Consider the following 11,447-nt stretch of genomic DNA (forward strand, 5'->3'; position numbering starts at 1 on the left):
GAGACGGATCGATGAAAGCTTTGGTTCTCGACCATGCACCGATCGGACTTGGCCGCGGCAACACCGATCTGGCTTACATGAAGCGGCTGAGCCGCTTGGCCGGGCAGGCTCCGATCGAGATCCAGTTTCCCGAAAGCCTTGTCTGCGACATGGTGGAAACGCTGCGATACGCCGATCGGGCACTCAGGGGTCGACTCGGTCTGCCACCGGGCTCCGGGGCGAGTTTCCTGACGCCGCTGCAGGAACGCGCGCTGCGCGCCCGGCGGCAGCGGTTCGGCTGGGACGTGTTCTACAGCAACGGGCGCGTGCCGCGGGGCGAGGGGCTTGGCCCGGTGGTGCTGTTCGACTACATTCATGCGCCCGCTGAGACCGAGAACCCCGACGCCTTCGCCCGCGATGTCGCGGCCAAAACCGCGGTGGCCGAACGCTGCGCCGCGGTACAGGTCTCCACCGAAGCGCAGCGCGCGCTGTTCACCCGTCTGGACATTGCCGCGGACCGACTGCACGTGGTGCCGTTCTTCATGCCCGATCTCGTCGCGGCCGAAGAAAGCGCGGTGCGTGCCAGGCAGGCAGCCGACGGCGATCTGCACATTGCCTTCGTCGGCCATCAGGCGCGGCGCAAGGGGCTGCCGGCCCTGCTCGCGGCGCTGCAGGATTCGGCTCTGGCGGGCGTGCCGCTGAAGCTGACCATCGTGTCGCGCTTCCTCGACTGCGAGGTGCCGTTGCCGGATGACCCCCGGATCACGCGGCACGTGGAGCTTCCCCATGCTGCGGTGCAGGCGCTATTTGCCTCGGCGCAGGTGCTCGCGGTTCCCAGCCATCGGGAGACGTTCGGGCTGGTCTACATGGAAGGCATGGCCGCCGGCTGTGCCTGCGTCATGGCTGCCGGACCACAACAGCGCGATATTTCGGACGATGGGCGCTGCGGGCTGCCGGTGGGACCGGACCCGCAGGCGCTGGCCGAGGTACTCGCACGACTGCAGGCCGAGCCCGAGATGCGCGTCACTCTTGCGCTGGCCGGGTTGGAGCGGTTCTGCACGGTCTACGCGCCCGAGCGCGTCGCGGGCGGCTATGCCGAGATGTTTCGGGCCGTGAGGGCCCGCGCATGACCTCTGCCGCTCTGCCGGCGATCCGCCAGATCGTTGCATCGATCGACGACGAGGCGGCGGGACCGAGCTATTCCGTCACCGCGTTGTCCGCGGCCTTGCGGCGGCAGGGCCATGACAGCGCGGTGATAGCAGTTGGCCGACTCGCACCCCAGCCCGGGCTGGAGATCCACGCCTGGGATTTCGCGCGCCTGCCGGTGGTCAACCGGTTGATGGTTTCGCGCGGACTGGCACGCGCGGTCGAGGCCGCTGCAGCGCAGGGCGCGGTGCTGCACGTCCACGGGCTTTGGCTCCTGCCGAACATTGTACCGGCGCGGGCCGCGCGACGGCACGGCGTGCCGCTATTGATGGCGCCCCGGGGAATGCTGGGGGCGGAGGCGCTGGCCTTCTCGCCGCGCCGCAAGAAACTGGTCTGGACGCTGGGACAGCGCCGCGCGCTCGAGGCGACCGCGTGTTTCCATGCCACCAGCGAGACAGAGCGCGACGACATCCGCCTTATGGGTCTGACCGCACCAGTGGCCGTGATCCCCAACGGCATCGACATCCCCGAAGGCGATCCGGATGCTGCCGCGCGCACCGTTCTGCATCTGGGCCGACTTCATCCCAAGAAGGGCATCGACCGGCTGGTCGCCGCCTGGGCGCGGGTGGCAGACCGCCACCCCGGCTGGCGGCTGCGCATCGTGGGCCCGTCGGAGATCGGCTGCCGACAAGCGCTGGAGCGGCAGGTGCACGAGTTGCACGCCCCGCGGGTGACCTTCGACGGGCCGCTCTATGGCGCCGACAAGCGGGGTGCCTACCGGCAGGCGGGACTGTTCGTGCTGCCCACGCTGAACGAGAATTTTGGCATGGTGGTGGCCGAGGCGCTGGCGTCGGGCATTCCCGCCATCAGCACGAAGGGCGCGCCTTGGGCGGGGCTGGAGGCCGAGCGCTGTGGCTGGTGGGTCGATCACGGTCCCGATGCGATGGCGGCCGCTCTCGACGACGCGCTCGCCCTGCCCGATGCCGAGCGGGCGGCCATGGGCACGCGGGGCCGCGCCTGGATGGCGCGCGATTTCGGCTGGGACGGCATCGCGGCGCGCATGGCGCAGGTCTATGCCTGGTGCGAGGGACGGGGCGACCAGCCCGACTGCGTGGTGACAGCATGAGCGCGTCCGGACTCGACGTGACCGCCAACCGGGCCTCCCAGAAATGGACGCGGCGCGAGCAGGGGGGCCGGGTGCTGTGGGCGCTGGCCGCGCCGCTCTTCCGGCTGTCGCCGCGGCCGCTCTGGGGCTTGCGGCGGTCGATGCTGCGGGCCTTCGGTGCGACTGTGGGGCGCGACGTGCATGTCTACCCCACCGCGCGCATCACGATCCCGTGGAACCTGACGCTTGGCGACGGCTGCGCCGTGGGCAATCATGCTATCCTATACGCGCTGGGTCCGATCACGCTGGGCCCGCGCGCGACGGTGTCGCAATACGCCCATATCTGCGCCGGCAGCCACGATTGGCGCGACCCGGCTATGCCGCTGACCAAGCCGCCGATCGCCATCGGTGCCGATGTCTGGGTCTGTGCCGACGTCTTCGTGGGCCCCGGTGTGGCCGTGGGCGAAGGCGCCATCCTGGGCGCCCGCGCCGTGGTGGTGGGGGATGTGGCACCCCGCGCCATTGTCGTTGGTAACCCGGCGCGCGCGGTGGGTACACGGTAGCATGTCGTGAAACTCGGGAGTCCCTACATGTACCACGAGACGAAAACGATACTGGTCACAGGCGGTGCCGGCTATATCGGCAGCCATACCTGCAAAGCGCTTGCGCAGGCCGGCTACACTCCGGTGGTCTATGACAGCCTATGTCGCGGCAACCCATGGGCGGTGAAGTGGGGGCCGCTTGAAATCGGCGACCTGATGGACGGCGAACGGCTGCGCGATGTGCTGCGCGCGCATCGTCCCGTGGGCGTGATCCATTTCGCCGCCTTTGCCTATATCGCCGAAAGCATGTCGGATCCCTTGTTTTACTACCGCAACAATGTGGGGGGCACGATGTCGCTGCTGCGCGCGATGGCCGCCGAGGGGGTGAAGCAGCTGGTCTTTTCGTCGACTTGTGCCACCTACGGGACGCCGGCATCGAACCCGATCCGCGAAGACATGCCACAGAACCCGATCAACCCTTATGGACAAAGCAAACTGATGGTCGAACAGGTGCTGCGCGACTGTACCCGTTCGGGGGGCCTGAAAGCGGTGGCGCTGCGCTATTTCAACGCGGCGGGCGCCGATGCGGACTGCGAGATCGGCGAGGCCCACGACCCGGAAACGCACCTGATCCCGCTGGCGCTGGGTGCCGCAAAGGGTACTGCGCCAGCGCTGACCGTGTTCGGCGATGATCACGACACGCCCGATGGCACCTGCATCCGCGACTACATCCACGTGGCCGATCTGGCCGACGCGCATGTGCGCGCCCTGGGCCATACAGGCGGCAACGACGGCTTCGCAGCGTTCAATCTAGGCACCGGAACCGGCGTATCGATCAAGAATCTGATCACCGCGGTCGAAGAGGTCACGGGGTGCAGGGTACCGTTTTCCTACGGTCCGCGGCGCGACGGCGACCCGGCGGCGCTGGTAGCCGATCCGACGTGCGCTTCCGAGGCGTTGGGCTGGAAGGCGACTCAGTCGGATCTACAAACTATCCTGCGCAACGCCTGGGCGTGGATGGAGCGCAAGGCATGAAGGCGTCGGTCCTGATCCTCACCTACAACGAAGAGATCAACATTCGCCGTTGCCTCGAGTCGCTCGAAGGCTTCGACGACGTGGTGGTGATCGATTCCGGCAGCATGGACGCGACTTGCGCGATCGCTAACGGCATGGGCGCACGCATCCTGACGCGCCCCTTCGACAATTTCGCCAATCAGCGCAATTTCGGGCTGGATGAAGGCGGCTTCGTCCACGAGTGGGTGCTGCACCTCGATGCGGACGAGGTGCTGACGCCGGCGTTTCGCACCGCGCTGGCAGCACTGCCTCCGACCGACGCGCTGGATGGCTGGCGAGTGCCGTCGAAGACGATGTTGAACGGCAAGTGGCTGCAACACGCTGGGATGTATCCAACCTACCAAGCCCGGCTGGGCCATCGCGATCGGCTGCGGTTCCGCCAGGTGGGCCATGGTCAGCGCGAGGATGTGCCCCCCGACCGTCTCGGCACCTTTCCCGAACCCTACCTGCACTACAGCTTTTCGCACGGCTTGGCGAAATGGTTTGCCAAGCATGTCCGCTATGCTGAAGACGAGGCCCGCCAGCTGGCGCAGGATGCGACCCACCCCGCTGCCAGAGGGCGGCTTCTGTCGGGAAATGCGACCGAAAGGCGGCGCGCCCTCAAGGCGATGGTGGGGCGTCTGCCGGTCTGGCTGCGTCCACCACTCCGCTTCTTCCACGTCCTTGTGCTGCGCCGCGGGATTCTGGACGGCCGCGCCGGTGTGCAATACGCGCTCATGCTGTCGGCCTACGAGGCGATGATCGGTGCGTTCAGCTTCCGCCGACCCGGCGATCAAGAAACGCTGTAACGGTTCAAAATGCTGTAACAGTTCAAAGGACTTTTCGATGGCACGGCTCTACGACTCCCGCAAACGCATCCTCGTCACCGGCGGCGCCGGATTTCTCGGCTCGCACCTGATCGACCGGCTGCTGGAACAGGGGCACGAGATCCTGTGCCTCGACAATCTCTTCACCGGGACGAAGCGCAATATCGACCATCTGCACAACCATCCGCGCTTCGAATTCCTGCGCCACGACGTGACATTTCCGCTTTATGTCGAGGTGGATGAAATCTACAACCTAGCCTGCCCGGCGAGCCCCATCCATTACCAGCACGATCCCGTGCAGACCACCAAGACATCGGTGCATGGCGCGATCAACATGCTGGGGCTGGCCAAACGATTGAAGTGCAAGATCTTCCAGGCCTCGACCTCCGAGGTCTATGGCGATCCGTCGGTGCATCCGCAGCCGGAGGAATACTGGGGCAACGTCAACCCGATCGGGCCGCGATCGTGCTACGACGAAGGCAAGCGCTGCGCCGAGACGCTGTTCTTCGACTACCACCGCCAGCACGGTCTGGAGATCAAGGTGGCACGGATCTTCAACACCTACGGGCCGCGCATGCATCATGCTGACGGGCGCGTGGTGTCGAACTTCATCGTGCAGGCGCTGCAGAGCAAGGATATCACCGTCTACGGAGACGGCAGCCAGACACGGTCCTTCTGCTATGTCGACGACCTCGTGGAGGGCTTCATAAGCCTGATGGAAAGCCCGACCGAAGTGACCGGGCCGATCAATCTGGGCAATCCCGGTGAATTCACGATCCGCGAACTGGCTGAAAAGGTGGTGGCGATGACCGGATCGAAATCTCAGATCGCGTATCGCGCCCTGCCGCAGGACGACCCGAAGCAGCGCCGCCCCGACATCGACCGCGCCAAGGCGTTGCTGGACTGGGAACCGACTGTGCCGTTGGAAAAGGGACTGGACAGCACCATCGCGTATTTCTCCAACCTGTCGCAGGCAACAGTGATCTGACAGACCGACGGCGCCGATGCGCATCGGACGGACAGGTCAGTTACAATGCGCTCGGGAAAGATGGTCGTAACGAATAGGGGAGAGTCTGAAAAACCTCGCGCCCTGAGCGTGTTGGTATCGGCTGAGCGGGACGCAGAAGGATGTCCGCCGATGCCCAAGCAGCCTGCCATTCCCGGCCTCCGCCACGCGATGAAGAAGAAGCAGACGCGGCGGGAGAAGTTCCTGGCCGAGATGGACGAGGTGGTTCCGTGGACGCGCTTGATGGCGCTGATCGAGCCGCATTATCCGAAACGTGGCACGCGCGGAGGGCGTCCGCCGATGCCACTGGAGACGATGCTGCGGGTCTATTTTCTCCAGCAATGGTATGCGCTCAGCGATCCCATGGCCGAGGAGATGCTCTACGACAGCGAGGCCATGCGCCGGTTCGCAGGCATCGAACTCGGTGATGATCGCATCCCGGATGAGACGACCATCCTGAACTTCCGACATCTGCTGGAGAAGCACGCGCTGACGGAGCGGTTGTTCGTCGAAGTGAACAAGCATCTGGCCGATCAGGGCATCACCCTGCGCTCGGGCACGCTGGTAGATGCGACGATCATCGACGCGCCGTCCTCGACCAAGAACGAAGCCAAGGCGCGCGATCCGGAGATGTCGTCGACGAAGAAGGGCAACGACTGGTTCTTCGGCATGAAGGCGCATGTCGGCGTCGATGCCGACAGCGGCATCGTGCACAGCCTGGAGACCACGACAGCGAAGGTGCATGACAGCCGGGTCTGGGACGACCTCCTGCATGGGCGGGAGACATCGGTGTGGGCGGACAAGGGCTATGTCAGCGCTGCGCGCGAGGCGGCGTTCTCCGGCCCCGGCAAGTTCTGGGGCGTCATGCGGAAGGCCCCCAAGGGCGGCGCCCTCGACCCCATCGACGTGGACATCAACCGCATCATCGCCATGGTCCGTGCCCGGGTCGAGCATCCGTTCCGCGTGCTCAAGCGCCAGTTCGGTTATCTGAAGACCCGCTATCGGGGGCTGGCCAAAAACCGCGCGCAACTCTTCACGCTGTTCGCCCTTGGCAACCTGTTCCTCGTGCGACGGAAGCTGATGGCATGAGGCGGAGTCTGTCCGAAGACCCCGTTTCGGCCCCTCAGGGGCGCCAGATCTGGCGAAATCCATCGCGCTTGGGACGCGCGCGCCGCTTTCACAGCCCAAGTGACCGACCCTCGGCGAAGCCGGAGCCGTAGTTCAGACTCTCCTAAACTTGCCCGAATTGTCCCAAGAGGTGGCTGGCGTTTGGTCAAGTGGGCCGCAAAGATCGACGGCGGGTTGTCGACCATGCGTGCCGATATCGCCGACGTGCCCATACCGATATACCTCGACCTGCGCGACGAGGCGCAGATCTCCCTGTTCCTGCGCGGAGACGGAAAGGGAAGCAAGAAGATCCGGGCGGCCTTGAAATCCTTTCTGAGAAACGGCGACGTCTTTTTCGATGTCGGTGCCAATTACGGACTCGTCAGCGCAGTGGCGGCCGAATGTGTCGGATCGTCCGGGCGAGTCCTGGCCATTGAGCCAAACCCACCCGTAGTGGAAAAGCTAGAATTGACGTTTCAGACTGTCCCCACTGTCAAAATCTGCGCCTGCTCCGTTTCCAACCAGGACGGCGTCGCCCGTTTTTTCGTTCATGAGCGATCCGGTCTGTCAGGCTTGACCAACGATCCGGCCGCCACCGAGATCCAAGTCCCGGCGCACCGACTGGACACACTCGTAGACCGCCATGGCATTCCGACCGTCCTGAAGGTCGATGTGGAAGGCCATGAAGAGATGGTGTTCCGAAGTGCACCATTTCTATTCCGGGGAGACGGCTGCCCGATTGTTTTCTTCGAAGCGCATGACCCGGCGTCCCTCGAAAAATGTCGACATACACTCGGTGAATTGCACGGCGGGGAGGCATTAGTGTACAACATAGGCGCGAAAGGCCACCTTGTTTCGCTGAAGAAACAACCCGAGTCATCCGACTACGTATTCGTCCCGCAACATTGTCGACATCGCTTTTCCGATATCTGATGCGTCAGGCGATCGCAATGGCGCCAGTTCAACCCTAAGCCGAGAGAAGGCTAAATGCATGCTCAGGCAGATTCGCTTCATTCTGAGACACCCTCTTGGAAGGCGCGCACCGGTCACGTGTCTTGGAAATCTGATCCTTTGGCAAATACGCAGCAGATTGAGCACCGAGAAACTGGCGATGCCGTGGATCGACGGATCTGTGCTTCTTGCATCAAAGGGCATGACGGGTGCCACGGGGAATATCTATGTCGGCCTTCACGAGTTTGCTGATATGGAATTCGCGCTCCATTTCCTGAAACCTCAGGATATATTTCTGGATGTCGGCGCGAATATCGGCAGTTATACGATCCTGGCATCCAAAGTCGTCGGGGCGCACACTATCGCGTTCGAGCCGGATCCGGACACGGCACGGCACTTGTCCGACAACATCCGGACCAACAGGATTGAAGACAAGGTTTCGATTCAGACGGTCGCATTGGGACGGGAAAAAGGGGAGATACACTTCACGATTGGCCGCGATACGACGAACCGTGTCGCAACCGATCTGGACACGAACACTCGGGTTGTGCCCGTGCGCAGGCTGGATGATGTCGAAGGTGCCCGCAATGCCACGTTTCTCAAGCTCGACACCGAAGGTTTCGAGAAGGAAGTGCTGGGCGGCGCAACAGACCTGCTAAACTCCGGAAACATTCTCGCGATCGCGACCGAGCTCGACGATGGTGGTGTCGAACAGATCATGTTGGATTGTGGATTCCGGAGGTATTTTTATGCACCGTCTTCGCGCACGCTTTCCGAGCGGCCAGCCGCGACCGAAGCGCAATCGAACGCGATCTACATCCGGAACAAGGCAGCGGTTGAAGAAAGACTGGCGTCTGCGCCCGTCCGAAAATGGCGGGGGTTGCCCATCTGACCGCTCGAAGGAATTGTTGCGCGAGATTGATGTCAAAACCGAGGGAATGTCCGAAAATTGTGTTGGCGCGATCTCATCTTACTACAATGGGCGCTTAACGCGTTGTCTCCCGCGTAGCAGGAGGATTTCTGGTGCTTCACCAAGACCAAGGTTTCATCGACGCCCTGTTGGCCTCGATTGCGGCAATTCCACTCCGCCGTAGCGCAGAAGCTGATGCCGCGTTGGCGACCGCCCGGCGGCGGGCTGAGGCTGTCATCGAGATCGACGCCGCGGGCGCAGAGCAGCGTTGCCCGGGGTGCCGCAGCAATAAGCGCGTCTCTTGGGGCTCATCGCGGGCAGGCGCGCGGCGATGGCGGTGCAAGGCGTGCGGCAAGACCTGGACTGGCGGGACTGCAGCACTTCTTGCCCGGCTTGGCGGTGTCAGCAAACCGTGTTGGTTCGCACTTTGTTCTGATGCGTCAGTGAGGTATGCTGAGGCTTCCGAGGCCCGAGGAGATCCGCCGTGCCCCGCTTTGATCCGGCCGAATTCAGCCGCCTGCTTGCCCGCCTGAGCCCGCAGGAGCTGCGGCAGGCCGAGGGCCTCGTTGCTGATGCGCGCAAGCGTGCCGAGGCCGTCATTGAGATCGACGCGCGGGCCGATGCTGGTGGCCCGGCGGCGTCCTGTCCCCGCTGCGGGGGCGATGCGCGCACCCGGTGGGGTCGGACCAGAACGGGAGCACAGCGATGGAACTGCTCGGGATGCGGCGCGACGTGGTCAGGCCGTAGCGGCACTCCGCTGGCCCGGGTTCACCGCCCTGACCTGGTGGTCACACTGGCACGTGACATGATCGAGGCGCCACAGCCGATGTCCTGCCGCCGCGGGGCCGAGGTGCTGGGTGCGTCGCGTCACAGTATCTGGCGCTGGCGGATGGCGATCATCGGCGCCCTGACGCCTTGCCGGCATCGTCGAAGCCGACGAAGCCCACCAACGCGAGAGCCGAAAGGGGTCGAGGGAGTGGGTCCGGCACCAGCGTGACCCTGCGAATAACCCGGCACCGCCGCGCCTGAGGTGGCGGGCCTATCGGCGGCGGGGCGGTTCGGCGACAGCGCCTCCGGGCGGCTGGCGGGCGTGGGAGAAGAAGCTCCTCGCGGCAACCGATCGCGCCGGCCACCGGGCGCTCGAGGCCATCGCCGACGCGGGCCAGGCGGCGATCTCCGGTGCGCTGCTGCCCGTGATGGCGCCGGACGCGGTGCTCTGCACGGACGGATTCGCGACCTACGAGCAGATCGCGAAGGACGAACGCATCCCGCATTTCGCGCTCAACGCCGGCCGACGCTCGAAGCGCACCCCGCGCAGCCACCACATCAACACCGTGAACGCCCTGATCGGCCGGTTCCGCGCCTTCATGCAACCCTTCTGCGGCCCCGCGTCAAAGAACCTTGCCGCCTACGGCCGCTGGCATGCCGCGCGGAACAACGCGGAGCGCTCCTACCTCGATGCACTCAGGCTGCTGCTCGCTTCAGGCCCTCGCGCCAACACGATTTGCTGACACGGCCCGTTGGATGGTGGCGCGGCGGGGTGGTCATGGATTAGCCACTTTCATAGCGATGTTGGTCTGATCATCTACCAACACGACTTGAACACATTGCCAAAACCGATGGCTGAACCCAGCACTTTGGGAATCCACGGCGAAAGCGAGGTCCATCTTGGGCTGACACCTTCTGCCGCTTCTCATCGGGCTGCGATGTGGCCTGAACAATTGACCTTCGTGAGATCGGCGCAAATTGGGGCGTCAGACGGTTCTTTTCTGAACGCTTCCACAGAAAGGCACTCCATGAGAAAAGTGTTCGGCATAGGTCTTTCCAAGAGCGGCACCACGTCTTTGACCGTGATGCTACAAGGCCTTGGCTATTCCGTATGCACAGAAAATCTGGGTGATCATGAAGAGTTGACAAGCGGCGCGCTTGTCCAGCGGATGGATGAGGCCGCCGCGCGCTTCGATGCATTTCAGGACTCGCCCTGGTGCCGCTATTACCAGCGGTATGCCAAAATGCATCCCGATGCGCAATTCATCCTGACGCTACGCCCGCTAGAAAAGTGGATGAACAGCATGAGCAACTTCGGCTCTACGGACGTGCCCATATGGCAGCATGTCTACGGCAAGCGGACTTTCCGCGGGAACGAAGATCACTTCAAGTCACTTTACAACTCTCACACAAAAGAGGCGATCGAATATTTCTCTGGTTCGCCGGGCCGTCTTCTGATCCTGGATATTGAGGCCGATCCCAAGGTTTCGGCCCGTGCGGTAGAGGCGTTCCTTGGCTTGAGGCCCACGGACCTGTCCTTTCCGAAAGTCAATGTAAGTCGCAGGAGTGGCGTCAAATGGTTGTTGCGCGGATGGTTTTGAGCCCGCATGTGTTGGATGTGACTGAGAACTGACCCGGCATTGTCACCGAGATCTGACCCGTCCGGTCGTTATGTTTGCTGGCTCATGACGCAGTCAATGGTGCTGTCTGCTTCTGTTTCTTTTTCGCTGTCTCGGAACTGGCCTTGAGGCGGTAGCTGTCGTTGCCGGTCTCAAGGATATGGCAGCGGTGGATGAGGCGATCGAGGAGCGCGGTCGTCATCTTGGCGTCGCCGAAGACGCTCGCCCACTCGCTGAAGCTCAGGTTGGTGGTGATCACAACGCTTGTGCGCTCGTATAGTTTGCTGAGAAGATGGAACAGCAGAGCGTAAGCGGCGTCTGCTGCCCACGAGGCGTTTCAGCTTGACGGCTTGAAGTTCCAGGGCAGCAGATCGTCGATGGCGGACTGAGGGTGACCGTTGGCGATCGCTTCGAGCGTGGCCTTGAGATACGCG

General features: G+C 63.5%; 14 protein-coding genes and 1 pseudogene. 13 read left to right on the plus strand and 2 right to left on the minus strand.

All coding sequences use genetic code 11. The features are described from left to right. The first annotated feature begins 11 nt into the window (after nucleotides 1-11). The 13 genes from EAT49_RS15940 to EAT49_RS15990 all read left to right on the plus strand — a co-directional run bounded on the left by EAT49_RS15940 (nucleotide 12) and on the right by EAT49_RS15990 (nucleotide 10,995). Nucleotides 12-1,109, plus strand: a complete 1,098-nt coding sequence (locus EAT49_RS15940; protein ID WP_123643283.1) for a glycosyltransferase family 4 protein — start codon at nucleotides 12-14, stop codon at nucleotides 1,107-1,109. Beyond that, nucleotides 1,106-2,251: a glycosyltransferase gene (locus tag EAT49_RS15945; protein ID WP_123643284.1), complete on the plus strand. Its 1,146-nt coding sequence runs from the start codon at nucleotides 1,106-1,108 to the stop codon at nucleotides 2,249-2,251. The genes EAT49_RS15940 and EAT49_RS15945 overlap by 4 nt, the downstream gene beginning before the upstream one ends. After that, complete coding sequence (locus EAT49_RS15950) at nucleotides 2,248-2,793, plus strand: LbetaH domain-containing protein (RefSeq protein WP_123643285.1); 546 nt, start codon at nucleotides 2,248-2,250, stop codon at nucleotides 2,791-2,793. Before EAT49_RS15945 ends, EAT49_RS15950 begins: the two co-directional genes overlap by 4 nt. A 27-nt stretch (nucleotides 2,794-2,820) precedes the next feature. Then, the gene (gene galE, locus EAT49_RS15955) at nucleotides 2,821-3,807 is read left to right on the plus strand and encodes a UDP-glucose 4-epimerase GalE (protein ID WP_123643286.1); all 987 of its coding nucleotides are present in this window, start codon (nucleotides 2,821-2,823) and stop codon (nucleotides 3,805-3,807) included. Then, nucleotides 3,804-4,634, plus strand: coding sequence for a glycosyltransferase family 2 protein (locus EAT49_RS15960; protein WP_123643287.1), 831 nt, complete (start codon nucleotides 3,804-3,806; stop codon nucleotides 4,632-4,634). The genes galE and EAT49_RS15960 overlap by 4 nt, the downstream gene beginning before the upstream one ends. 37 nt (nucleotides 4,635-4,671) lie before the next feature. Then, nucleotides 4,672-5,640, plus strand: a complete 969-nt coding sequence (locus EAT49_RS15965) for a UDP-glucuronic acid decarboxylase family protein (protein WP_123643288.1) — start codon at nucleotides 4,672-4,674, stop codon at nucleotides 5,638-5,640. Between the two features lie 150 nt (nucleotides 5,641-5,790). Then, nucleotides 5,791-6,747, plus strand: coding sequence for an IS5 family transposase (locus tag EAT49_RS15970; protein WP_123643289.1), 957 nt, complete (start codon nucleotides 5,791-5,793; stop codon nucleotides 6,745-6,747). Between the two features lie 180 nt (nucleotides 6,748-6,927). After that, nucleotides 6,928-7,698: an FkbM family methyltransferase gene (locus EAT49_RS15975; protein ID WP_185020788.1), complete on the plus strand. Its 771-nt coding sequence runs from the start codon at nucleotides 6,928-6,930 to the stop codon at nucleotides 7,696-7,698. Between the two features lie 178 nt (nucleotides 7,699-7,876). Continuing rightward, complete coding sequence (locus EAT49_RS15980) at nucleotides 7,877-8,608, plus strand: FkbM family methyltransferase (RefSeq protein ID WP_185020789.1); 732 nt, start codon at nucleotides 7,877-7,879, stop codon at nucleotides 8,606-8,608. A 131-nt stretch (nucleotides 8,609-8,739) separates the two neighbouring features. After that, nucleotides 8,740-9,159, plus strand: coding sequence for an IS1/IS1595 family N-terminal zinc-binding domain-containing protein (locus EAT49_RS21825; protein WP_425459534.1), 420 nt, complete (start codon nucleotides 8,740-8,742; stop codon nucleotides 9,157-9,159). Continuing rightward, nucleotides 9,111-9,623, plus strand: coding sequence for a transposase-like zinc-binding domain-containing protein (locus EAT49_RS21830; RefSeq protein ID WP_425459535.1), 513 nt, complete (start codon nucleotides 9,111-9,113; stop codon nucleotides 9,621-9,623). Before EAT49_RS21825 ends, EAT49_RS21830 begins: the two co-directional genes overlap by 49 nt. Next, nucleotides 9,550-10,137, plus strand: a complete 588-nt coding sequence (locus tag EAT49_RS15985) for an IS1595 family transposase (RefSeq protein ID WP_123643292.1) — start codon at nucleotides 9,550-9,552, stop codon at nucleotides 10,135-10,137. Before EAT49_RS21830 ends, EAT49_RS15985 begins: the two co-directional genes overlap by 74 nt. Before the next feature lie 285 nt (nucleotides 10,138-10,422). Further along, nucleotides 10,423-10,995 carry a sulfotransferase gene (locus EAT49_RS15990; RefSeq protein ID WP_185020790.1) on the plus strand — a complete coding sequence of 191 codons (573 nt, stop codon included), beginning with the start codon at nucleotides 10,423-10,425 and terminating at the stop codon, nucleotides 10,993-10,995. An 82-nt stretch (nucleotides 10,996-11,077) separates the two neighbouring features. Here EAT49_RS15990 and EAT49_RS15995 read toward each other — a convergent pair. After that, nucleotides 11,078-11,320: pseudogene (locus tag EAT49_RS15995) on the minus strand (ATP-binding protein); the annotation flags it as partial. Nucleotides 11,321-11,350: 30 nt separating this feature from the next. Next, the coding region (locus tag EAT49_RS16000) for a transposase domain-containing protein (protein WP_148078744.1) at nucleotides 11,351-11,447 on the minus strand (97 nt) is incomplete at its 5' end.

This window comes from Histidinibacterium lentulum, from assembly GCF_003789055.1.
Classification (GTDB): domain Bacteria; phylum Pseudomonadota; class Alphaproteobacteria; order Rhodobacterales; family Rhodobacteraceae; genus Oceanicola; species Oceanicola lentulus.